The sequence below is a fragment of the Paenibacillus sp. FJAT-27812 genome, assembly GCF_001273905.1.
In the GTDB taxonomy this organism is placed as follows: Bacteria; Bacillota; Bacilli; order Paenibacillales; family Paenibacillaceae; genus Pristimantibacillus.
Genome location: NZ_LIGH01000001.1, coordinates 5,970,960 through 5,995,720 on the forward strand (window position 1 = coordinate 5,970,960; position 24,761 = coordinate 5,995,720).

General features: G+C 49.0%; 19 protein-coding genes. 3 read left to right on the forward strand and 16 right to left on the reverse strand.

Annotation, left to right across the window (positions count from 1 at the left end):
* Positions 1–45: 45 nt before the first annotated feature.
* The 15 genes from ADU23_RS25505 to leuC form a co-directional block, all read right to left on the reverse strand.
* Positions 46–1,032, reverse strand: coding sequence for an ABC transporter permease (locus ADU23_RS25505; protein WP_053376326.1), 987 nt, complete (start codon positions 1,030–1,032; stop codon positions 46–48).
* Entirely contained in the window at positions 1,025–1,978 is a 954-nt protein-coding gene (locus ADU23_RS25510; protein ID WP_157265959.1) for an ABC transporter ATP-binding protein, read from the reverse strand. Before ADU23_RS25510 ends, ADU23_RS25505 begins: the two co-directional genes overlap by 8 nt.
* 62 nt (positions 1,979–2,040) lie before the next feature.
* On the reverse strand, positions 2,041–2,865 hold the full coding sequence (locus ADU23_RS25515) for a GDSL-type esterase/lipase family protein (protein ID WP_063846102.1): 825 nt from the start codon (positions 2,863–2,865) through the stop codon (positions 2,041–2,043).
* A gap of 796 nt (positions 2,866–3,661) precedes the next feature.
* On the reverse strand, positions 3,662–3,937 hold the full coding sequence (locus ADU23_RS25525; protein WP_053376330.1) for a YqkE family protein: 276 nt from the start codon (positions 3,935–3,937) through the stop codon (positions 3,662–3,664).
* A 200-nt stretch (positions 3,938–4,137) separates the two neighbouring features.
* Positions 4,138–5,322: a formate-dependent phosphoribosylglycinamide formyltransferase gene (gene purT, locus ADU23_RS25530; protein ID WP_053376331.1), complete on the reverse strand. Its 1,185-nt coding sequence runs from the start codon at positions 5,320–5,322 to the stop codon at positions 4,138–4,140.
* A gap of 159 nt (positions 5,323–5,481) precedes the next feature.
* A complete protein-coding gene (locus ADU23_RS25535; protein WP_053376332.1) occupies positions 5,482–7,305 on the reverse strand; it encodes an ABC transporter ATP-binding protein in 1,824 nt (607 codons plus the stop codon).
* Positions 7,305–9,092 carry an ABC transporter ATP-binding protein gene (locus tag ADU23_RS25540; protein WP_053376333.1) on the reverse strand — a complete coding sequence of 596 codons (1,788 nt, stop codon included), beginning with the start codon at positions 9,090–9,092 and terminating at the stop codon, positions 7,305–7,307. Before ADU23_RS25540 ends, ADU23_RS25535 begins: the two co-directional genes overlap by 1 nt.
* A 295-nt stretch (positions 9,093–9,387) precedes the next feature.
* Positions 9,388–13,047 (reverse strand): dynamin family protein, encoded by a 3,660-nt coding sequence (locus tag ADU23_RS25545; protein WP_053376334.1) that lies wholly within the window; start codon positions 13,045–13,047, stop codon positions 9,388–9,390.
* 10 nt (positions 13,048–13,057) lie between these two features.
* Positions 13,058–13,330: a hypothetical protein gene (locus tag ADU23_RS25550; RefSeq protein WP_053376335.1), complete on the reverse strand. Its 273-nt coding sequence runs from the start codon at positions 13,328–13,330 to the stop codon at positions 13,058–13,060.
* Positions 13,331–13,335: 5 nt separating this feature from the next.
* The gene (gene nth, locus ADU23_RS25555; RefSeq protein ID WP_053376336.1) at positions 13,336–14,031 is read right to left on the reverse strand and encodes an endonuclease III; all 696 of its coding nucleotides are present in this window, start codon (positions 14,029–14,031) and stop codon (positions 13,336–13,338) included.
* A 163-nt stretch (positions 14,032–14,194) separates the two neighbouring features.
* The gene (locus tag ADU23_RS25560) at positions 14,195–16,675 is read right to left on the reverse strand and encodes an S-layer homology domain-containing protein (protein WP_053376337.1); all 2,481 of its coding nucleotides are present in this window, start codon (positions 16,673–16,675) and stop codon (positions 14,195–14,197) included.
* 128 nt (positions 16,676–16,803) lie between these two features.
* Positions 16,804–17,358 (reverse strand): GerMN domain-containing protein, encoded by a 555-nt coding sequence (locus ADU23_RS25565; protein WP_053376338.1) that lies wholly within the window; start codon positions 17,356–17,358, stop codon positions 16,804–16,806.
* 19 nt (positions 17,359–17,377) lie between these two features.
* Positions 17,378–18,805 (reverse strand): N-acetylmuramoyl-L-alanine amidase, encoded by a 1,428-nt coding sequence (locus tag ADU23_RS25570; protein WP_053376339.1) that lies wholly within the window; start codon positions 18,803–18,805, stop codon positions 17,378–17,380.
* 157 nt (positions 18,806–18,962) lie between these two features.
* A complete protein-coding gene (gene leuD, locus ADU23_RS25575) occupies positions 18,963–19,562 on the reverse strand; it encodes a 3-isopropylmalate dehydratase small subunit (protein ID WP_053376340.1) in 600 nt (199 codons plus the stop codon).
* Positions 19,563–19,590: 28 nt separating this feature from the next.
* Entirely contained in the window at positions 19,591–21,006 is a 1,416-nt protein-coding gene (leuC, locus tag ADU23_RS25580) for a 3-isopropylmalate dehydratase large subunit (protein WP_053376341.1), read from the reverse strand.
* Positions 21,007–21,168: 162 nt separating this feature from the next.
* Here leuC and ADU23_RS25585 point away from each other — a divergent pair, with 162 nt between their 5' ends.
* Positions 21,169–22,062, forward strand: coding sequence for a LysR family transcriptional regulator (locus ADU23_RS25585; protein WP_053376342.1), 894 nt, complete (start codon positions 21,169–21,171; stop codon positions 22,060–22,062).
* On the opposite strand, the gene ADU23_RS25590 is transcribed toward ADU23_RS25585, so the two are convergent.
* Positions 22,063–22,863, reverse strand: coding sequence for a carbon-nitrogen family hydrolase (locus ADU23_RS25590; protein WP_053376343.1), 801 nt, complete (start codon positions 22,861–22,863; stop codon positions 22,063–22,065).
* 122 nt (positions 22,864–22,985) lie between these two features.
* Between ADU23_RS25590 and ADU23_RS25595 the strand changes: the two genes are divergently transcribed.
* Both ADU23_RS25595 and ADU23_RS25600 read left to right on the forward strand, forming a co-directional pair.
* Complete coding sequence (locus ADU23_RS25595) at positions 22,986–23,447, forward strand: hypothetical protein (RefSeq protein WP_053376344.1); 462 nt, start codon at positions 22,986–22,988, stop codon at positions 23,445–23,447.
* A gap of 87 nt (positions 23,448–23,534) precedes the next feature.
* Positions 23,535–24,725 (forward strand): pyridoxal phosphate-dependent aminotransferase, encoded by a 1,191-nt coding sequence (locus tag ADU23_RS25600; protein ID WP_053376345.1) that lies wholly within the window; start codon positions 23,535–23,537, stop codon positions 24,723–24,725.
* Positions 24,726–24,761: the final 36 nt, after the last annotated feature.

The following is a 24,761-nucleotide window of genomic DNA, read 5'->3' on the forward strand; positions in this document are numbered from 1 at the left end:
AGCGTCCCCCAATCTGTAATCACGTTTCCGTATCTTCAAGCTATTTTAATTCAAGATGTCCTGTTTCGTAAAGACGCCAAAGGACAAGACTACTGCAACAATTCCCCAAACCGCAAGCACCGTAAGGGAAAACGGCAATGACATTCCTTCTATCGGAGGCGGCGAACCGTCCAAATAAGCGGTCAGCTTCAAATTCACGGCGAATAAATATTTGGCGCTAGTCCAAGAAGATGTCATGCCTGATAAAATCGTACCCGTAATAACAGCCGCCATCATCGTCACCATGCTGGCGGTCGTGCTGCGGATAAGAACCGAAACCATAAAAGCCAGCAGAGCAACCGTCATCGCAGAGAACCACGCCAATCCCGATTGCATCCATATATAAATCCACTGGGGCACTGCATGCGCATTTGATGGATCAATCGCTGATCCTCTCATTTGAAAGCCGGTAAATACGGGCATCGTCCAGCCCGAGTAACCAAAAAACAAGCCGGAGAGCAAATAACATAATAAAGCGGTAATGACGACCGTAAGCGATACATATAAGGTTAACACAATAAGCTTGCTAAGCAACACCTTCCACCGTCGAACCGGCCTGGTGAGCAGCATTTTAATCGTTCCCGACGTCCGTTCGCTCGATACAATGTCTGCTCCTAGCGCCAAGACGAGCATTGGAATAAATAAAGTTACGGCATTATCCAGAAAGCTTCTTGTGAACGTTGCACCGTTAGGAGCGCTTGGATTAACATCATGGTCCAAATAATACTGCAGCTGCTGCACGGCTGCGCGCCTGCTCCGCTTCCATTCGTCCGGAATACGGTCGCTTGACAGCGTATTTTCCATATCGGTAATCTGCTGCAGCACCTGATTGCGCCAATCTGAAAATTTGGCTTCGTTATTTTTCACAACCTTCAGCTCAGCGTAAGTAAAAATCGGAATAAGCGCAAGCAAAATCAGTACGATTACAAAAAATCTTTTTTTCTTCCATATTTTCAGCATCTCGTTTTGGATGAGCGGCAATAAGCTAGTCACTTGTCTCCCCCTCCGTCAACGTTAAAAATAGCTCCTCCAGCGTAGGTGCTACTTGATGCACGGACATCACCCCGATATGCCGCTCAACAAGCTGCTCAACACTGCCAGGAATTTGATCCGTATCCATCGTCGTAATGATGGCATCCGGCATGCCGGCTAGCATGCTTTCATCCAGCAACTGTGAATCACGCTTTATGAATGCAATTTCCCGATTGCCTTCGAGCACCCGCTTGCCAAGCTCCGGCTTATCCAGCTGCCAGATCACATAGCCGCTAGCCTGCTCAACCAGGTCATCCACCTTGCCCTCAGCAAGCACGCGGCCGCCGTTAATAATAGCTACCCGATCGCACATAAGCTGTATTTCACTAAGCAGATGACTGGATATAAAAACGCTCATCCCATCATCCGCCAGCATTCGGACAAACTCACGCAGCTCCTTGATGCCTTTTGGATCAAGCCCATTCGTTGGTTCATCCAAAATAAGCAGCTTGGGCTTTCCGAGCAGCGCTTGGGCGATGCCCAGCCTTTGCCTCATGCCAAGCGAATAGGTTCTCACTTTTTCATGAATGCGCTCCTCCAGTCTCACGATGCGAATGACCTCCCAAATTCGGGCCTCGTCGATCCCTTTCATCATCCTCGCAAAGTAAGCCAGATTTTCAAAGCCGGTCAAATACGTGTATACCTCTGGATTCTCCACGATACAGCCGACAAGGCGCAAAGCCTTCTCAGGCTCCTTGTGCACATGATAGCCGCCTATATAAACCTCACCCGAGGTTGGTTTGATAAGATCGACCAGCATGCGGATGGTTGTCGTTTTGCCGGAACCGTTAGGACCTAAGAAACCAAAAATTTCCCCTTCGTTTACTTCAAAGCTAACATCATGGATGATCGTTTTACCGCGAATTTTTTTGTGCAGCCGGGTGACGGATAGAACGGGTTTCATCATGATCTCCTCCTGATGGGGCATTTCGTACCAGCTTTGTCCACTCTTAAGCGCTCTAAACCCAACTAATCCAAGGAATCCAAAATACGTGCCGCTATCTTGCCATAACCTTCATGATTGGGATGAAAATGATCGTTTGAGACATGCTCGGCAATTTTCCCTTCAAACAAGTCAAAGGTCGGAATCATCATCATATTCGGATAGCTGTGCAGAAGCGTATAGGCCTCTTCATTCCACTGCTGTACGCCAAGACTGCCGCCGCGAAGCTCCTTGATATCGTAAAAGGGATTGTATAAGCCTATATATACCTTTTTGGCTGAGCTGTTTATTTTGTTCAGACTCGTAACCACCCTCGCCAATTGATTTAATGCTGCCGGAATCTCCGTTGCCAGCCCCCACATGCTGTAAGCGGACAGCTTGCGGCCGGTATTTTTGGCACGGGTATTTTGAAATAGATCATTGCCGCCTATGGACAAAAAAATTAAATTTGCGCTTTTGAGCGCATAAGCGAAGCCCTGATCATGCTCTAGCCGATCAGCGAGCTGATCCGCGCGCAACCCGTTTATCGCGAGGTTGTTAACGATTTTAACCGGCTTTTTCCACTGGTCGCGGAGACCCTCGGCTGCTTGCTTTACATATCCCTCGCCTGTATGATCGCCAGTTCCCTTGGTAAGCGAATCGCCTAGCGCGACGATCCGAATTTCCTTAGCCTCTTTTAGAGATCCTGCTTCTGGCGTCATCGCATCTTGTTTTATTTCTATGGCAGCCTCTCCTGATTCCAAAGTTGGATAAAGAGTGTCCTTGACTGCCCATCCAAAACCAATGCACAACAACGTTGTGGCGCATATCGACGATACCGCTAAAAAACGCCAGAGCCAAGTAGCTTTCAAGTTGTATCTTTCCTCCTCACATAGCTTTGCAAGTATGCGCTGCGTTAATAGTTGTTGTTAGCATGTTTTGCAGATAAATGGGATTTATGTATAACGCTTCGAAAAAAATAAAGGGGGCGGAGGCAAAAGCGGCATTCGCTTATTGGATCATTGTTAGAGTTTGACAATTCTCGCCTACCTTTTGTAATATGTATAACGATTAATAAACTTAAAACGATATGGTTGAGGTAGCCAAATGAGCGAGAATGAACGCATTGACTGCATGAAGTGCAAACATTATTTCGTTACCTGGGACCCTGGCGCGCCGAAAGGCTGCAAAGCTTTTGGCTTTAAGACAAAAATGCTGCCAAGCATCATCGTCTTGCAATCCTCAGGTAAGCCTTGTTTGAATTTTGAAGCAAAGCTAAAGCAGCAATCATAATTGATTTTTTAGAGTAGTCGGGTTTAACTGCAGGTCAAGCCTAGCTAGTTTGTATCCGGTTATTGTAACTTTTATTTTATTAACTGGAAAAACTCATGCTAATTCGCATCCATTTTGCAATCAAGTTGGTTTAAAAGGAATTTCTCACGCTAATGAAGCACAAAACTCGAAAATGAAGCCGATTTCTCCAAATTACAAGGAGTTATTCCAGTTAAATGAGTCTTATAATCGTTTTTAGTGAAATTAGCGGGAGTCTTTACTGTTAAGTTGGAACCGACTGATGTACCAAAAGAAAATGCGCTATAAAATCTATAGACATAAAAAAAGCACCCTAGGGTGCTTTTGGCATTGTTTAAGCTTGGAGAGGCATAACCTCTATTTATGCTTGGACCAGTTCGGATCGCTATGATCCAGCAAATAAGAGAAGTCATTTTCCAAACGTTTTTGCTCTTGCTTCTTCTTCTCTTCTTCCTGCTTGCGAAGCTCTTCCTTGCGCGTTGCTTCCGCCTGCTTCATTTCATCCGCTTGCGCTTTAAGCTTGTTAAGCACATCGCTGCCGAGAAGATCCTTTAGCGTCAGACCATTGTCGGCTTCTTTTTTTGGCTGTGCTTTTGGCGGTTGCGAAGCCGCTTTTTTTTGTTTCTTGCCCATTAAGATGACACCTGCCTTATTATGAATTCATGCTATTTGCGGCTCTTGCAAACGGCATATTTGACTAAAAAAATGATCGTTAATTATAATAGCCTCCAACCGCGCTCCTTGCAAGTATCAACTGGAAAATAAATTTAAGCCTTTTTCCAGCAAAAGACCGTTTCTAAGCCTTTGCGCTTGGAAACGGTCACTATTGCTGCTTATTGCTGATCGTAATCGATATAAAGCGATTCAGCTGCTGTTCTTGCCAAATCACGCGCTTGCTCGACATTCGAAGCAGTGCTCAGCGCTACCGCCATCCGGCGTCCAACCTTCGTCTCCGGCTTGCCGAATACACGCACCTGAGTGTTAGGAACCGAAAGCGCTTCTTCAATTCCGCCAATACGGAATGCCGTTGACTCCCGGTCTGCTTTCAGCGTATGTGATGCGCCAGGCGAAAGCAGACGAATCGTCGGAATCGGAAACCCTAGAATCGCTCTTACATGCAAGGCAAACTCGGACAAATCCTGCGTAGCCATCGTTACCATGCCCGTATCATGCGGACGAGGCGACACTTCGCTGAACAACACGCCGTCCTTCGTAATGAACAGCTCCACGCCATAAATGCCGTAGCCTCCAAGCTCATCTGTAATGCGCAGAGCAATCGCTTCCGCTTGCGCGATTTGCTGCTCGGTCATTTCATGCGGCTGCCACGATTCAATGTAATCGCCGTCCTTCTGAACATGGCCGATCGGCGGGCAATAGCTTGTCCCGGAAACAGACCGAATCGTCAGCAGCGTAATTTCGGACTCAAACGTAATGAAGCCCTCCACGATAATGCGCTGTTTTTTGGCGCGGCCGCCCTCCATCGCATAATTCCAGCATTCTTCAAGCTCCGCTTCGGAGCGGCAGACGCTTTGCCCTTTCCCTGAAGAACTCATAATCGGTTTGATGACGCAAGGAAATCCGAGAGCCTCTGCCGCCTGGCGCAGCTCGTCCAGCGTATCGGCAAACCGGTACGGCGCCGTTGGAAGCTCCAAGGTTTCAGCGGCAAGGCGGCGAATGCCTTCACGGTCCATCGTCAGCCAAGCGGCGCGAGCGGTAGGTATAACGCGGTGCCCTTCCTTCTCCAGCTCGAGGAGCGTTTCCGTAGCAATCGCCTCGATCTCAGGAACGATAAAGTCCGGCCGTTCTTTCTCGATAATCCGGCGAAGCTCTGCTCCGTCAAGCATATCGGTCGTATAGCTGCGATGAGCAACCTGCATAGCCGGGGCGTTAGCATAACGGTCTACAGCAATCGTCTCGACGCCAAGCCGCTGCGCTTCAAGCACAACCTCTTTGCCTAGTTCACCTGAGCCTAATAGCAGCAGCTTGCGAGCATTCGATGTTAACGGTGATCCATACATAAAGAAAAAGAACCTCCTGGAAGCAAATCGATTCGTTAACCACAGCGATAGCTGTAGACTTAAGCGAATCGGTTCGTTTTTTCTTCCATTGTGGAGGTTCTAACGATAAAAATCAATCATTTTTATAAAATGCAATGCTGTCCGTGTCTGACTTATCTGTTATAGAAAACGGTACTGCGCTTCGATCAAGCCGTTATAAACGCCGCGCTTTGCGATAAGCGACTCATGATTGCCTTGCTCAACGATCTGGCCATGATCCAGCACGATAATTTCATCGGCATGGCGAATGGTCGACAAGCGGTGAGCGATCATAAAGGATGTACGTCCTGCAAGGAGCGCTTTAAGCGCTTCTTGGATTTTTAGCTCGGTTTCGGTATCGATGCTCGCAGTTGCTTCATCCAGAATCAAAATTTGCGGATCGGCAAGCAAAGCACGCGCGAATGACAATAGCTGGCGTTGTCCCATGGAAAGCACATTGCCTCGCTCCTCAACCTGCGTGTCATACCCATCAGGCAGCCCCATAATGAAATCGTGGGCATTGACCGCCTGCGCAGCCTTCACAACTTCCGCGTCTGTCGCATTCAGGCGGCCATAGCGGATATTGTCTCGGATCGTGCCTGCAAAAATAAACGTATCCTGAAGCACGATGCCCACCTGCGAGCGCAAGCTCTCGATGCTCACATCACGGATATCGATGCCATCAATCAGCACGCGGCCTTCTACAGGGTCATAGAAGCGGCATAGCAGGTTAATGATCGTACTTTTGCCAGAACCGGTATGGCCGACGAGCGCAATGGATTGACCTGCTTTTACATCAATCGTAACACCCTTGAGAGCGGGCCTGCCCTTCTCGTATTCGAAGACGATATGGTCAAACTTCACGTCGCCTTTAATTTTAGGCAGCGGTTTCGCTTCCGTCAGCTCAGCAACCGTCGGCTCTTCATCGATAAATTCGAAGATACGCTCTGACGATGCCATTGCAATGAGCAGCTGGGAGTACATTTGGCCTAGACGGTTGATCGGGTCCCAAAAGTTGCCGATGTAGTTGGCATAGCCGACTAGAAGCCCGACGGTGATTGCTTCTGTTTGAATGAGATGCGCGCCGTACCAGAACAAAATAAATGTACCGATTGCCGATGTAACCTCGATTACAGGTCCAAAGGCCTGGTTGAGCGCAGATGCTTTGTTCCATGACTTCACATTGACCGTGTTCATATGATCAAAGAAGCTCATATTGTCTTTTTCTTGCACGTAAGCCTGCGTAACCTTCATCCCTTGAATACTTTCGTTCAAGTGGGAGTTGATGCGCGATTGCTTAATCCTTACATCCTGCCAGGCAAATCGAATTCTTTTGCGCAGCGTCGTCGAGACGAGGAACATAAGCGGCACCGTAATCATGACCGCGAGTCCAAGCTTAAAGTTCCACACAAGCAGGATGATGACGATACCAAACAGCTGGACACAGTCCATCAGCAGGTTGACGACCCCGTTCGTGAATAGGTCCTGCAGCGCATTGACGTCGTTCGTTACACGAACCAGAACGGAGCCGGCTGGCCGTTTATCGTAGAAACGGAAGCTCAATTTTTGAATATGCTGAAACAAATGATTTCTAAGGTCGTAGATGACGCTTTGCCCGATAATATTCGTGTATTTGATCCGGTACGTATTGGATGCCCATTGGATAACATATAACAACAGCATGATGCCGGCGAAGATAAGCAGCTTAGGAACGCTTGTAGCACCGTTTGTAGGCGCGATCGCCTCGTCAATGGCAAGAATAACGAGCGCCGGTACGCCGAGGCGCGTAATCGTGCCAAGGATCATCATAAAAATAACGGGCATTAATTGCTTCGTGTATGGCTTCATGTACATGAACAAGCGACGCAATTGTCCCCAGTTAAACGGTTTTTCAATCAGCTCGTCGTCTTGATAGATGAAGCGTTCGTTTTTGTTAGTCGCTTTAGCTTTGACACTCGTGCTCATTATACGGTACTCCCTTTCCGATCATGCGCTTGCTTAACTAGTGACGAATCATCAAGCGGATAGTCAGCATATTGAATGTTGTAAGTGTCGCGGTATGGACCATGCTGCGCAATTAATTGCGCATGCGTTCCCCGTTGAACGATATGACCATTGTCCAGCACGATGATTTCATCGGCGTGTCTGAGCGAGGAGATCCGGTGAGCGATAATGAACGTCGTCCGGCCTGCCATCAGCTCCTTGAAGCCGGCTTGAATTTCATGCTCGGTTTCCATATCAACGGCGCTGGTCGCGTCATCCAGTATAAGAATGCGCGGATTTTTGATGAGCGCCCGCGCAATCGCGATCCGCTGCTTCTGTCCGCCGGATAAGCCCATCCCTCTCTCGCCTACGATCGTATCGTAGCCAAGGGGCAGCTCCATAATGAAATCATGAGCTTTGGCAAGCCTAGCAGCTTTCTCGATTTGATCTGGCGTAACATCCTTAACGCCATAGGCGATGTTGTCGCGGATCGAAGCCGAGAACAGAAATGTTTCTTGGAATACCGGCGCTATCAAGCGGCGCAGGCTTGCGACATCCAGATTGCGGATATCGATGCCATCGAGCGTAATCGTGCCATTTTTCACGTTGTAGGCTCTCATCAGCAATTGAATGATCGTTGATTTCCCGGACCCTGTCGCGCCAAGGAAACCAATCACTGAGCCTGCCGGCGCATCGATCACCAGATCGGTTACCGCTGGCGTTTTGTCCGGATAGCTGAAGGTTACATGATTAAAACGAACATGTCCCTTCACCGATTCGCTATTCACTTCAACGGCATGCTCGGAATTTTTGACATGCACATGCTCGTTCAGCAAGCCGAGAACACGCTCGCCGGATGCTTTAAATTGCGTGTAGTTGTTGATATGGAAGCCAAGACCCCACATCGGACCGATAATGTACCAAATCAAGCTGAAAAATGCGACGAATTCACCAAGCTTCAGTGAACCATTAATGACGAGAATACCGCCGGTGACGAGCAGGATGACAGCGCTTAAGTTAGCTACAAGCTCCATAACCGGGAAAAATTTAGCCCAAATTTTTGCGGCGCCGACTTGGTTCGTTTGATACGCCTCGCTGCGCACGGAAAACTTTGAAACCTCATGCGATTCGCGCGCAAACGATTTGACCGTACGTACGCCCGTAATGTTTTCTTGAACCGCAGTCGTTAGGTTGCTCATCGCTTGACGCATTTCACGGAATGCAGGGTGAATGTTGCGCTCGAAGCGAATTGCGGCAAAGCCGAGCAGCGGGATTGTCACCAGCGTAATAAGCGTAAGCTGCCAATGAATCGATAGCATCATCGCTCCGCCGAACACGATCATCAGCACCATGTTCAAAATTTGCGCAAAGCCAAAGCCGATAAAGTTGCGGATGGCTTCCAGATCCGCTGTAAGGCGAGACATTAGGTCGCCTGTCTTCGCTTTGTCGTAATACTGAAAGGACAGCGTTTGCAGCTTGTCGTACAAAGCGTTTCTCATACGGAACGCCACGCGGTTGCCAAGGCGTCCGCCAAAAAATCCGTGTAAAAACTGCATGCAGCCTTTAAACGTAACAACTCCTACTACGGTAAAAGCAAGTGTCGGCACTAATTCGAATTTTCCTGGCGTGATCACATCATCAATGAGATATCGCAGCAAATTCGGATAGACAAGTCCGAGCGCCGTAGCGAACATTAAGCATAATATGGAGGAGAACAGAAATTTTCGCTCCGCCCAATAGAATGCTTTCAACTGCCTTAAAACGTCCAAGTAAATCCATCTCCCCGTATCTATTTTGTAAGTATGAATGAATATTATCAGCATCGTGATAAGCGAGCAAACAGTATAAATATGCATATATGTGATAGAAACCGCTTAAAGCCGCGATATGGAAATTGGAAACGGTTAATGCTCCCAAATGGTCCTAAATCATGACAAATATGTGCCTATTGCTCACTTTTTGCACAAAAACACACTAAAATAAAAAAAGCTTTTGCGGGCGCGTTTGGCGCCAGCAAAAGCATTCAGCTGTTAATGCGATAGAACAGTCGACATTCATTGACAATTAGAGATGAATGAGCTGCGCGTACAGCTGCTTCAGCTCAGCCGTATTTGCGTTTCCAGTTAACGAGCTGCGCTTGCCGCTTTCGTATGCAAGCATATCCGTTTGCAGCTGGCCGCCTGCTTGAACAGCAGCGTTCTGCCAGATCTGCTCGTATAGCGCAGTCCATAGCGCCGTTTGCTCTGCCATCCATCCATTTAATGAAGGAGCAAGCAGTGTTTCAAGCTCTTTGCGAAGCAAAGTCTTGCCTTCGCCTTCGAAAAATTGACGCGGCGATTTGAATCGGCTCCAAAGGAGCTTTGAATCGATCGTTGTTGCTTCCCATGCGGCTGGCTCCTCCGGTGTTGGCAAAGCGGCCGGTGCATAAGGGATCGCGCTGTAAGCGGCTATAGCCGCTTCAAGGCGCTGCGCCGTGCCAGCGTAAAGCTTTTGAAGAAGCGAATGAACGCCCCGCTCCATCCGAAGCGAAGTCGCAAGCATCTCCTGTGACAGCTCAAGCTGGACGAGCCTTTGCAGCTCAAGCCATGAAGTCCATATCGCTTTGCGCAAATCACGTCCATCATCCTGCAGCGACGCAGGGTTGAACGCGAGATTGTAAAACTCGCCAAAGCGATACTGAATTCGCTGGACGACATAATACAATAGCTCGCTAAGCTCCTGCTTGAGCTGTTCGGGCATAGCGCCTGACTGCAAGGCTTCGATCTCGCTGGAGGCATCGCTTACGGCTTGCTTAAGCATATTTAGCTCTGCTTCGCGCGCCGCTGCATCCCCCTCCGCGCTTTGAAGCCAGCCGGCAACGGTTGCTGCCGCACGCTTCAAATCCTGCTCTGCCGCATCGATAGCAAGGCGTCCGAGGTCGTTCTGAATAAAGGAAAGGAATGATTGCTCGAATGCTTCAATGCCTGATCGGGCGAGCAGCTCAGCGTCTCCGTCAAGCTTGCCGTCAAGAGCTTGCAAGCTAGACACAGGAAATAGGCGCGGCGATCGAATCGCATGCTGCAGCAGGTTCGTTTCCACATGCTTCAGTACGCCGTCAAGCTCCTCTTGATCGGCCGCCAAATCGGCTGCGTTCACAAGGAAAAACATTTTATCAAGCTCGAATTGATCCTTAACCCGTCCGAGCTGCATTAGAAATTGGCGGTCGGCTTGGGAGAAGGCGTGATTGTAATACGTCACGAACAGAACGGCATCGGCGTTCTTGATATAGTTAAAGGCAACGCCCGTATGTCTGGCATTCACGGAATCCGCGCCCGGCGTGTCAACGAGGACGATGCCTTGCGCCGTCAGGGCGCAGTCGTAATGAAGCTCGATTTCGCTGACGAAGCATGAGCGCGATTCCTCAGCAACGTAGCGCTCGTACTCCGCTTGATCAACCGAGAGCTGCTCGCCAAGCAGCGATTCATGCTCTGCCCAGCCTGCGCGAGCGGCGCGCAGGAAGCTAAAGTGCGGGCGGCCGCCAGCCCCGATGGAATCGGGGGTTAGGCGGTCAATCGCCCGCATCAGCGCAGCGGCATCCGGCAGATGCTCGGAGCCGGCTTTCTCGCCGAGCAGCGCCAAGGAATAGCGCAGGTCGTCTTCGATTGCGGCGCGCGACTTCATGACGATGCGCGCCGTGCCATGGCCGTGCTCCGCCGTAGGAGGCACGAGCCGGTTGATCGCTGCGGTCGTCGGATTAGGCGAGACCGGAAGCACCGGTTCGCCGATCAGCGCGTTCGCAAGCGATGATTTGCCGGCGCTGAAGGCGCCGAACAAGGCAATGGTGAAGCGGCTGTCCTGCAGTCGCTTCGCCTTATCGCGCATCGCATGCGCAGCTGCCGCAAGAGCCGCATGCGGTGCAAGCAGCTCCGCCGCGCTCGTTAATCGCGCAGCAGCGCCATGCTGCTGCGCTAGAGCAGCTCCGCCAGCTAGGGCGCTCTGCCCTGCTGCCTCGCGCTTAGGCGCTGCTGCGCTGCCGCGCGCGCTATCGCTCGCCAGCGCTTCCCGCGCCGCCGCCACAGCGCTGGCCGCGGACACATCCGCAACCGCACCAGCTGCGCGCGGTGCCGGCAAAGCCGGCCTAGCCGGCGCCTCGGGCATCGCTGCCGCCAGCCGCGACTCATGCTCATCAGCGCGCTTCGCAAGCGCAGACAGCGCACCAATAGCGCCAGCCTGCGCGTGCAGCGCCGCCAGCTGTGCCTGTGCCTCAGCGGCGGATGCTTCGCCTACCGCCGCCGCATGATCCGCCAGCGCATCGATCAGCTCAAGCGCCCGCTGGCGATAAACCGACTTCACATCCGCGGCTAGGTCGCGGCTGTACGTCATCGTATATTCATTCCCGATGACGGCTCCAGCTTTAACCCGCGCCAGCAGCCATTCCGAATCCGGCAGCCAAGCTAGCGTTCTTGCGAGCTCTGCTTCCAGCCGCTCGCTGTCAAATCCGATCCGCCCCGCCTCAAAGCGGAGCAAATGCTTCACATGCCAGTCAATTGAAGCGCTGATTAAGCTGTTCAATTCCTCGCTGAACGCCGCAAGGCGCCTCTCCTGCTCCGCAGCCGTCTTTGCAGCCGCAAATAGCAGCCCCGCCTTAAAGCCGGGTTTGCGGCTCTCTAGAAACGTCTGTGCCAAATCACGCAGTGCTGCCGGCGTTATGTTGGCATTATCGAGCAGCGACTGCAGCTCTTTGCGAAGCTGGCCGCGGTAAACTTCTTTTTCGCCCGCTAATTTGCCAATGAGCGCCTGCAAGCGGTCCATCTCGCTCGTAACCTTCGCGGCTGCTTCCTCACCGCCTGCCTCCGCAAGCAGCCGTTCCCGCTCAGGCTCGCTTTGCAGCTCGCTCCATTTCAAATGCCCTGCCGCCACATGGCGCAAGGAAGCGTCTACGCTGTATACGCATAGCGGCTTGCGAATCTTCTGCAGCGAATCGAGCAGCTCAAGCAGCGACTCCCATTCCTGCTCCGGATGATCCGGCTCGCGCAACGACAAATAAACGATCGCCGCCGGCTCCAAGTGCCAAGCGTGAAACGCATCCTGTACACTTTGGCGATAGCTGGCGAAGGAGAGCTCGCGATCGCGATGTTTATCAATCTGATTCACAATGAAATATAAGGGCTTGCCCCAGTCCTTCAACTGCTTGGCAAAAGAGAAATTGATTTCGGATTGCACATGATTATAATCCATTACATAAAACACGACGTCAGCAAGATGCAGCGCCGATTCCGTTGCCATCCGATGCGCGTCATCGGTGGAGTCGATACCTGGGGTATCAAGCAAAACCGTATGATCGCCTAGCACCTCGCTCGGATAAACGATAGATACAGACGTAAACTGTTCACCGTCCACGCAATAGCGATCAAGCTGATCGATTGGAACTTCCGCTTTTGTTGCCACGCCGCCGCGAAGCGTTTCTACTGCCGCATACGCACGATCGCCGCCGCGAATCGATACGACGTTTGCGCTGGTCGGAATCGGGCTTGACGGCAGCAGCTTCGTGCCGCATAACCGATTGATTAAAGTTGACTTGCCAGCCGAAAAATGTCCACAAAAAGCGACAGTAAGCCGACCATCGGTCAGCTTACTGTTTAGCTCCTGTGCTTGCTTGGCATGTAATGTATCTCCTGCCGCTTCCATAAGGCTTGCTGCCTCGGATATAGCTCCCGCTATGCTATGCACCGTTATTTCTGTCATTTGCTTCTCCTTAAACGGCTTGCTCTTCTTCAGACGGCAAACAAATTTCAAATACATTGCCGTGCTGCAAAATCATAATGTTGCGCTCTTTGTCTCTCATCACGACAACCTCAGGTTTTACGCGCATACGCTCGATGTATTGCTCAGGCACGTCGCCGGAGCCGCTTACTGTAATTCCTTCAACGACTAGGTCTTCGTTCTCCTCTGGCGGAGACTCAAGCACCTGCTCGTAAATATCGGAAAAAAGCTCAAAATTGTTTGTGTAAACGGAAATACAGTTCATTTTCATCATCCTTCATTGGCTATTTTAGGTTTTATACTCTTATTTTTTGTTTTAAAACCTGGCTTCATACGTTGTTTTCCTTCTTTGCACAAATCAAGCAGCGGACAAATCGGGCACTGCGGGCTTTGCGCTTTGCAATGATAGCGGCCAAAGAAGATCAGCCTGTGGTGTGTTAAGGTCCACTCCTCGCGCGGTACGAGCTTCATCAGCTTCTTCTCAACCTCTAGCACCGAGTCCGCTTCCTTTGCGAATCCCAGCCTCTTCGATACTCGATCCACATGCGTGTCAACGGCAATAGCTGGAACGCCAAAAGCATTGGACATGACGACGTTAGCCGTCTTTCGGCCTACGCCTGGAAGCTCGGTCAAGCCCTCATGGCTTTCGGGCACTTCCCCGCCATATTTATCTATGACGATGCGGCATAGCTTTTGTATATTGGAAGCTTTGCTGCGAAACAAGCCGATGCGGCGAATGTCCTGCTCAAGCTCCTCCAGCGGTACGCTCAAATAATCCTCGGGACCCTTATATTTTTCAAATAAAGACACCGTCACTTTATTGACCGTTTCATCCGTGCATTGCGCCGACAGCAGCACGGCTATCGTAAGTTCGAACGGATTGCTGTGATTAAGCTCGCAGTGCGCATCTGGAAACATGTCCGCAATAATGTCCAGCACATGACGCATTTTTTGTTTCGCGGTCATCGTCCTCTCCCCTAATCAAACACTATCGTTCAAAGTGTAGCGAAATTTGTCACGCTTCGCAACCGTAATCAAGCACATTCTATAAAAAAACTGCCCATATGGGCAGTTTTTTCACAAAAAATAAATATCTAGCGCTATTATCGCCACATTTTTAAGGATTTCGTTACTTGACGATGGCAACAACATTGTTCCTAAAGCTGTAAATAGTAATCTTATCGCCTGCTTTAAAGGCAGTAATTGCAACAGCATTTCCATTCAAGAAGTATTTGGTGTTACTCATTACATTAAAATAATTCCGATTATCCGTAGTCGAAGTAATTTCCGTCCAAATTTGTGCTGTAGACGAATTGTAGCTTGTGAATGTGCGGCTCTCGCCTATCGCTGCTGTAATTTGTGTTTTGACGCCATCAGGCTTTTGAATCTCAACATAATCGCCTACAGCAAGCAAACTTGTCGCATTGCCTTGTGACGTTCCTTTGATGATTTGGAAGCCTGCATCTCCATTAAAAGCTAAGGTTTGACCAGCAAGATCTACAATCGTCACGCTATTAGGCGTAATCGATTGTATCTTACCGAAAGTTACAGGAACTACTCTTGCAGATATAGCTTGTTTTCCGATATAACTTACAGTGATCATAGACCCGGGTGCGACTTGATCCACGGTAAGCTTAGCCCCTACTTCATTCAATAAGTCAGTACTAAGGACCGACAAATCAAAAGCTGGTGTTGCGGCATTTTTAATACGAAGTCTCTTGTACACCGTATCGATAGATAAAACCTCATACTGTGTATTTGTGTGCACCTTAATAACAGACACTCGATCCTGAGTGCTGCCTAATTCCAGAGATAGTGTATCTCCCACTCTCAAATCACTGTAACCTGCATTGCTAATAGCTGAACTTTCCACAGTTGCTGTGTTGTAAGGTACCGAAATGACTGCTCCGCCATCCAATTTGATTGTCATCAAGTTTGAGCTAGCATTCAACGTGACCAAAGTACCTACATATTTTGTTACGAATTGAAGCGATATTATCGAGTTGCCAGTATAACTAATAATGATTTTACGGTTTTGCGTCAACATGCTGCTCGCAGATGCCAATGTGATCGCAGTGCCATTGTAATCAATTTTTGTTTTATCTGTAAAATATAATGCTTGTGCATTGCCACCGGTAGCATCAATGACCGTTAATAGCTTTTTATCGTAAATAAAACTTGCTACTTGCGCTCCTGCTATCATTTTGACACTGCGCTTCGCAACTTTAACTTTAGTTACCTGATCCTTATCATCAAAAGTAAGCTCTACTTCATCAGCTTCCTTAATCAGGTCTTGAACCGTTGCTCCAACCACTCCATCAATCTCTACGGTAACCGTTTCAGCCATAAACTTGGATACAAGAGCGTTATCTGTCTTAATTGTGATGAGCTCGCCATCCGTCCCATAGAAAGTACCACTTGCTTTTGTAGTCGTTGCTTGTGGTGACGCAACAATCTTAATTGCCTGCGGCGTTTCGCGGAAAGAATCCTGCACGATGCTGATTTGGCTGTCACGTTTAATAGCGCTTAATGAGAGCGGATTGCCTTCCGTATCAACTACGGCAACCGAGTCATTATAGAAGATCTCTACCGGCTTATTGTCAATCCAAACATATATTTTTTTCTCAGCCGCAATCAAGCGGTCAAGCGTGCCTGAAATCGTTTTGGTGTACTGCTTGTCGCCCTTCACTTCCACATATTTCGCTTTGCCGTCTTTGGCGATGACCGTTACATCACCGTACTCTAGCAATTGCTGCTTCGTAATCGGCGTTTCTTTATCATAATGGTAGAATAGCGTGTCCGCATCGATCGTATAGCTTGTTTCCTTCTTGTCGCTGTACAGCGTAAGCGAAGAATCCGTAATGCGTGATGCGATTCCATTCACTTGGCCCTCGTAAGCTACCGGATACAGCTTTTCTGCACGGCTGAACATCGTGGCAAGACTCGCACGGTTTACATTTGCTTTTGGATCAAATTTAACGGTAGTAACCCCTTTTACCAAATCAAGCTTCAAGGCCGCATTTACATAACCATTGTAGATCGTGCTAATTTGCGAAGCATCCGAAAACGTTGATACTGTGTTTTGCAAACGTGCCGCTTCTTCTTCCTGTTCGATCGCTCGAACGAGCAGCTTCGTTACCCATTCGCGAGTAGCCGGTTTTGTGCCCCATGCTACTTTGGTGTCCTTCGCAGCGAGCTCGAACTCTTCTTTTTGATCGAGTAGGCCTTCTTGGAATGCTAGAGTTACGTACGCCTTAAAGAAATTGCTTACAGCAAATGATGTCGGGAACCCGATAATGGCATTTTGATCCGCTTTCTTATCAAGTCCTGCAAAGCGCAGTGCCATAAGCACAGCTTCCTGCTGACTGACGTTTTCACTAGGACGGAACATAAAGGCGCCGCTTGTCGTTGTATTTCCTTCAATAATGCCCTGCAAAGCAAGCTTTGCTATATGTTTTTCAGCCCAGTGGCCGCTGCTAACATCTTTAAAAGGAGTAGTTAGTGCAGCCGCAGCACTAATCTGTGAAGGAATAATTACACCGCTGCCAGCTACCAGCGATAAAGCCAGCGCTCCAACCAAAATCTTTTTACCTGCAAATTGCAATGTCATAGATCATATTCCTCCTGAATGTTTATGATGATTCATGCAGAAACGACTTCGCTATCCTTTTGCAAGGGCGGAGCCGTTTCTGAAATACCTATAAGCAGCAGAATAATCTGCTTTTGAGCCTTTAAAGCTTATTGATTGCTTGCTGTTTCCCTCTTCATGGGATGCTCTAGTTCAAGATGTCCCATTAGCGTTTCGATCTTCTCGCCATCAACTAACAGCTGAATGGCTTGTACAAAATCAAATTGGAACAATGTTTTTTGAAGAGTTTCCAGCACCAGCTGTTCGCCAGGCGCGCCGAGGCGTGCCTCATCCGGCAAATGAATATCGAGCGTAACAAGTCCATCTGCTAGTTCTACGGATTTGATTTCAATTGGTTTCCATAAAACCAATACGTTCTCGCCAGCATCTTTCTGCAATTCGGCAAGTGCGGCTTTTACTAAATCAGCATCCGTTTCATACGTTAACTTAACGGTATGCTCGACTGTTTCAGTTAGCTCGTCATCGGTTAAATAAATCGTAGTGTCTCGCTCGTTTAATACCGGTGTAGGCTCTGGAGAAGGCGACGCCGTTGGAGCAATCGTACTACCTGGGTTGTTTTCTGGCTTTTCCTGTACACCACAGCCTACAATCGCAGCAGATAAAATGATGACAGCAAGCAGCCCGCGTGCTTTGAATGTTTTCATTACACTGAACACCTGCTTTCTATTTTACTTTCAAGTATTCCTTAATCCCTGCTACTAGCTCTGCAGCGATACGGCTCTGTGCTGCGTCGTCAAAAAGGATTTTTGCATCGGAGGTGTTTGATAGAAAGCCTGCTTCAACTAATACGGCTGGCATCGTCGTTTGCTTGATCACTTTATAAGCTTCTTTTTTGACTCCGCGGTCTTTAATGCCTGTTCCCGCAATCAAATGCTTGTGCATGATATTTGCAAACGCTTTGCTGTTGTCCCGGTAATAGTAGGTTTCGGCACCGGATGCTGTACTTCCTCCGCTATTGGCATGAATGGACAAAAACAAATCGGCCTTAAGGTTCTCTGCAAACTTAATGCGATCGTCTAAGGATGGATAGGTATCGCCCGTTCTCGTAAAATGAACCCTTATTTTTTTTTCTTTTTCAAGCAGCGTTTTCATTTTCAATCCAACATTAAGATTAAATTCTTTTTCCCATTTGTTCAGGACGCTTTTTGCGCCAGGGTCTGAGCCGCCGTGCCCAGGATCGATTACGACGTCAAACACGTCATTCGATGCCGGCGGGTTTACAGGGTCGATAATAATTGGCGGATCAACTGGAGCGTTTGGATCGGCAGGAACATCTGCAAGCGCCATAAAGCTCAGCTGGATCTTGCCCAGGTCCTCCGTCAGCACATAACCCGTATTATCCGCGATTTCAATAACCAAACGTGCTGTTTCTGGCGTTTTTGAAAACAAGGAATAACGGATCTTTTGCAAATAAGTGCTGTCTGTTACATTAACCTCGATTTGGCCGCTAAGAAGCTGGGTGGTCAAGTCCGTAGAATATGCGGTATTCGGAAAATCAAATACGACACGTTTCGGATTTTCGAGCAGCAACGGCTTGTTCGCTTTGACGGCGCCTTCATAATTGACCGTCAAGCTGCTGTTGCCGTCATAATAGACCTGCGTGATCCAGCCTTTCGTTGTTTGGTCTGGCACAGTCGGAACTGAGGGATCCTTCGACTGCTCGTACATATGTACTTCCTTCTCGGTGGCCTTCCACTCAAAATTAAGGCCAAACTGCTCGCCTATAAATCGAAGTGGAACTAACGTCGTACCTTTGATGATTGCTGCTGTGGTATCCATTTGTACCACTTGGTCATTTACCATCGCCATTTTGTCATTTAATTTAATCTTGATGACATCAGTGCCATGATTGACCGTCGCTGTTTTGGTCGCATTATCCCAATCGATTTGGTAGCCTAAGCCCTCTGATACCGTCCGCACTGGCACAACAGTCGAATTGTTGATGATTTGCGGATTGACATCAGTTTTTAACAGCTGACCATTCAAAAAAAGCTTTGGGACGACCTCTGCTGCCGATGCAGCTTGTCCAACAGTGGCGAACATCGCAAAAAAGACCGACATTAACAACAACATGGATACAAATTTCTTCATTTCCCACCTCGATGACTGAAATTGCCCGCATCGAATGAGTGCATTCGACTTTTACAGACTAAATATTAGACGCAGCTTGTCAGAAAAAGTTGCGTATAAAGGAAAAAAGAGGACGATTCCCCCATAACGGTCGAATCGTCCTCTTTGCTTCAATAAATTAGCCAAGACGAGCGGCGTGCTTTTGCTCGTATGCTGTAATTTTGTCTTCATGCTGAAGAGTCAAGCCGATATCATCAAGCCCTTGCAGCAAAAATTGACGACGGTGCTCATCAAGGTCAAATGCGATCGTTAAGCCATGCTCATCGGAGAGCTGCTTGTTTTCCAAATCAACGTTAAGCTTGTAGCCTTCGTGCTTCGCTGTGCGCTGGAAGATCTCTTCCACTTGCTCTTCGCTGAGCTTGATTGGCAGGATGCCGTTTTTAAAACAGTTATTGTAGAAAATGTCCGCATAAGACGGAGCGATAATTACTTTGTAGCCGTAGTCAAGAATGGCCCAAGGCGCGTGCTCACGGGATGATCCGCAGCCGAAGTTTGCACGGGATACAAGGACAGAAGCGCCCTCGTAGCGTGGTTTGTTCGGTTCGAACTCAGCGTTCACATCACCGTTCTCGTGAAAGCGCCATTCAAAAAATAGGAATTGGCCAAAGCCGCTGCGCTCAATGCGCTTCAAGAATTGTTTAGGTATGATTGCATCAGTGTCGACATTGACCCGGTCGACCGGGGCGACGATGCCTGTAAGTTGTTTAAACGGTTCCATATCGGTGGTACCCCTCTCTCGCGTTCAATTAGTTCAACACTTCGGATTTAATTTCCCAATCGCGTACGTCTGTGAAATGGCCTTTAATCGCTGCAGCAACTGCCATAGCAGGCGAAACAAGGTGAGTACGTCCGCCTCGGCCTTGGCGGCCTTCGAAGTTACGGTTGGAAGTCGATGCGCAGCGCTCGCCCGGTTTCAATACGTCCGGGTTCATCGCAAGGCACATGGAGCATCCAGCGTCACGCCATTCAAAACCAGCTTCTGAGAAAATTTTGTCCAAGCCCTCTTTCTCGGCTTGAATTTTTACGCGGCCTGAGCCTGGAACGACGATTGCCGTTACGCGGTCGCTTACTTTGTAGCCTCTAGCGATTTCAGCGGCTGCTCGCAAATCTTCAATACGGCCGTTCGTGCATGAACCGATAAACACATAATCGATTGCGATTTCGTTCATAGGCGTACCTGGTTTCAAATCCATGTACTCAAGAGCAGCTTCAGCAGCTTTGCGCTCATTCTCTGTTGGAAGATCAGCAGGGAAAGGAACTTTAGCTGTAATGTTAGTTCCCATACCCGGGCTAGTACCCCAAGTTACTTGCGGGATCAACGCATCAACGTCAAAGTGAACGACTGTGTCGTACTCTGCGCCTTCGTCAGTTGTTAGCTGTTTCCAAGCTTCAACCGCTTCGTCATAGTTTGCAGGCGCATATTGACGGCCGCGAAGATATTCAAAAGTAGTTTCGTCTGGTGCGATCAGGCCTGCGCGAGCGCCCGCTTCGATGGACATGTTGCAAACGGTCATACGCTCTTCCATCGTCAAGCTAGTGATAGCCTCGCCAGTAAACTCAATGACGTAGCCTGTTGCAAAATCCGTGCCGTATTGCGCGATAACGCCAAGAATCAAGTCCTTCGCCGTTACGCCTGGCTTGCGAGTGCCGTTGAAGCGAACCTCAAGCGTTTTCGCTTTCGATTGCTGCAAGCATTGCGTAGCCATTACGTGCTCAACCTCGCTCGTACCGATACCGAACGCCAAAGCGCCGAAAGCACCGTGAGTAGAAGTATGGCTGTCGCCGCAAACGATCGTTTTGCCCGGGTGTGTAAGCCCGAGCTCAGGGCCCATAACGTGCACGACGCCTTGGTCGATGCTGTCAAGATCAAACAACGTTACGCCAAAATCTTTACAGTTTTGCGTAAGCGTGTCGATCTGCTGCTTCGAGATCGGATCTGTAATGTTGAAGCGGTCCTTCGTTGGTACGTTATGATCCATCGTAGCGAAAGTAAGGTCCGGGCGGCGTACTTTGCGTCCAGATAGGCGCAGGCCTTCAAACGCTTGCGGCGACGTTACTTCGTGAACGAGCTGCAAATCGATATAAATAACGCTTGGCTTTCCTTCTTCTTGATGAATGACGTGATTATCCCAAATCTTCTCAAACATTGTCTTTTTCGTCATTATATTCACCCCATCGTTTCATTAAATCTTCTGCTTTTCTTAACTGAACCTACTATAGCATTTCTTTCTTCATTGATCCAAGATATAATATCTATAACGGCTATAGGTAATAACTATAATGGAAGTTTCATTGATCCCGGTCCGAATAGAAAGGAAATGGATATGGAATTAAGACAATTGAACTACGTCATACAAATCGCACTAGAAAAAAACTTTTCGCGCGCAGCGGAGAAGCTTCATATCGCGCAGCCTTCTCTAAGTCAGCAGCTCTCCAAACTAGAGCAAGAAATCGGCGTGCTGCTCTTTCGCCGGACAACCAATTCCGTCGAGCTGACTCAGGCCGGCCAGGTGTTCGTCGACAAATCGCAAGCTATTTTAGATGCGGTTGAACAGCTTAAGCAAGAGATGGACGATATGGCGCAAATGCGCCGGGGACGTCTAGTCGTAGGCACGCTGCCCATTACAGGCTCGCATATTCTGCCGATGGTGCTTCCGGTCTTCGGCGCGCAGTATCCGCAAATCGAGGTTGTTTTGGTCGAGGATACGACGGCTAAGCTGGAGCAGCTCACTGCCAGCGGAGGCACCGATTTAAGTTTATTGTCCCTGCCGCTTATCGACAGCTCGCTATCTTATGAGCCTTTTTTGGAAGAAGAAATATGTTTGGCGGTGCCTCCTGCGCATCCGCTTGCCCGCCGCGAGAATCCAATCGGCATTTCGGAGCTGCAGGATGAGCCCTTTATCGGACTGAAGCGCGGCCAAGGCTTCCGCCAAATTACGGTTGATATTTGCGAGCAATCGGGTTTCTCGCCACGGATCGTATTCGAGAGCAGCAACATCGAAACCATTCAATCGCTGGTTGCCGGCGGAATGGGAATCGCCTTTGTCCCACAAATGCTAACGCGGATCAAAGGGACTGAATTTGCCCCCACTTATTTGCCCCTAAACCCAAAACCGACTAGGACGCTGGTGGTCGCTAGTCGGAAAGGACGCTATTTATCGAAGGCTGCTGACGCCTTTATTCGTACATTAAACAAGACGATCAGCAGCTATCAATAATTAGGCGTTATATATAGTAGGTCTGCGATCTTCAAATACCGGTATTTTCGAACGGACGGAATCAACCAATGACAAATCAATATCCGCATAAAGAATCGTTTCCTCTTCTCCTGCTTCCGCAATCGTCTCTCCCCATGGGTCCAGCACGAGGGAATGGCCGAAGAAATGGGCTTCTCCGCTTTTGCCCATTCGATTGCAGGCAATGACGAACATTTGATTTTCGATTGCTCGCGCGGTGAGCAGCGTCCGCCAGTGATGAAGCCGCGGATGCGGCCATTCTGCCGGTACGAACAGCAGCTTGGCACCGCCAAGCGCCAGCTTCCGCGCGAGCTCTGGAAAACGAATGTCGTAACAAATCATCATCCCTGCCCCTGCGCCTTCGATTTCCAGCTTGCCAAGCTTATCCCCAGCAGCCAAATACTTCTCTTCATCCATAAGCCGGAAAAGATGAATTTTGGAATAGTCGGCTACGACGTTCCCCTCACGATCGAAAACATAAATCGTATTGAGCACTTTATCGTCCTTCAGCTCCGCAATCGAACCTCCGATGATGTGGACATTATGTTTTTTGCTAAATGCTGATAAAAAGGTTTTTGTCCTTTCCCCTTCATGGTCAGCGATCGTTTGAATTTCGGTTAACGCATAACCCGTATTCCACATCTCAGGGAACATTATTACATCCGGCTTAACTTCCCCGCTTACCGCTTCCTCAAGCATGCTCGACAGCTTCGCAAAGTTTGCTTCCGGATATCCCGCTTCTATATGCATTTGCAGCAGTGCAAGCCGCAATTGATCGCTCATCCGCCATTCCTCCCCATATTGCTTTTTTTCCCTAATGATACCTTGTCATGGTTCTGTGTCAAGATGGGAACCGTAACTAAGAGCTCTTTACCACTTTACGATAGAGAAGGAGAATGTCTGTTATGCTTCCAAAACGAATAGCCGCGATGCTTCTGGCATGCTGCTCGCTTTTCATGTTTGCACAAATCGCTGCCGCCCATCCTGCCCATGTCGCTCCAAGCTCTGAGGTTGGCCTTAAGCCGGTTCAGGTATTTGATGTTGCTGCCGGCAAAGTTATCAAAACGATCCCGAACGACGCAGCTTATCAATCCTTTGCTGCTTCATGGATCGGTTCCATAACGGGGCTTGCTCCCCAAATGACAAGCGACGAAACGTGCAGCTACGTGTATAGAGTGCCGCTTGAGAAAGCTGTAACGATCAAAACGGGAGATGTAAAAGTTACTTCAGATGATCTGTTTTTATTTTACTGCAAGGATAAACCGCCGCTGCTGCTCGTATTTGATGAGAAGCGCAGACCGTATTTGTTCTTATTTAAGGCGGACATCAAGCCGTTTATTCAAAAGGTCGGCGTTCCCGCTATCTAAGCCAAATGCTTCTCTTCTCCCCACTTTCGTGCTACATTTATGCTATTGTCTAAATAGATAGCGATTTTTCATGTGGAGTGTGAGGGAATGGAAACACAAATCGGTCAACACCTTATTCAACCTGCAGATCGGATGAACGGACTTCCGACGCAATTTTTTGCCAAGCTTGTCGCCAAGGCGAATGCCCAAGCGGCTAAGGGACGCGATGTCATCAATTTGGGACAAGGCAATCCGGATCAGCCGACCCCTCCCCATATTGTTGCAAAGCTGCAGGAAGCTGCTGCTAATCCGCTTTACCATAAGTATCCGCCGTTCAGCGGCTACCCTTTTCTCAAGGAAGCTGTTGCGAAGCGATATAAAGAAGATTACAACGTAGATATTGATCCAACGACTGAAGTCGCTATACTTTTTGGCGGAAAAACAGGCCTTGTCGAAATTAGCCAGTGTCTGCTTAATCCCGGCGATGTGTGCCTCGTCCCAGATCCAGGTTATCCTGATTACTGGTCAGGCGTTGCGCTTGCGGGAGCCGAGATGGCCTTTATGCCATTAACGGAGCAAAACAGCTATTTGCCGGATTACGATGCCATAAGCCCAGAGCTTGCAGCGCGAGCAAAGCTTATGTTCATGAACTATCCGAACAATCCTACAGGTGCAGTCGCGAATGCTGAATTTTATGCCAAAACGGTGGAGTACGCCGAGAAGCATGGCATTGTAGTCGCAAGCGATTTTGCTTACGGCGCAATCGGCTTTGATGGCAATAAACCGATAAGCTTCCTTCAAACGCCTGGCGCCAAGGAAGTAGGCGTGGAGTTCTATACGCTCTCCAAAACCTATAACATGGCTGGTTGGCGAGTTGGATTTGCGATTGGCAATGCGCAAATCGTCAAACTCATTAATTTGATCCAGGATCATTACTATTGCAGCTTGTTTGGCGGCATTCAAGAAGCTGCCGCACTCGCTCTGACCGGTCCACAGCAATGTGTATCCGAGCTGAGAGCGATGTATGAACGCCGCCGCGACGCTTTATTCACGGCGCTAGAGCGCATTGGCTGGAAAGCGGCTCGTCCCGGCGGATCTTTTTTCTGCTGGCTCCCTGTTGCCGAAGGTTATACTTCCGAATCGTTTGCCGACCTGCTTCTGCAAGAGGCTGACGTTGTGGTTGCACCGGGCGTTGGATTCGGTACGCATGGCGAAGGCTTTGTCCGTCTTGGCTTGCTGACTGATGAAGCGCGCTTGGAAGAAGCGGTTGAGCGGATCGGAAAGCTGAATTTATTTTAGAGCAATCCCGCCATTTGCCTTTCTTTACAGCGGCAT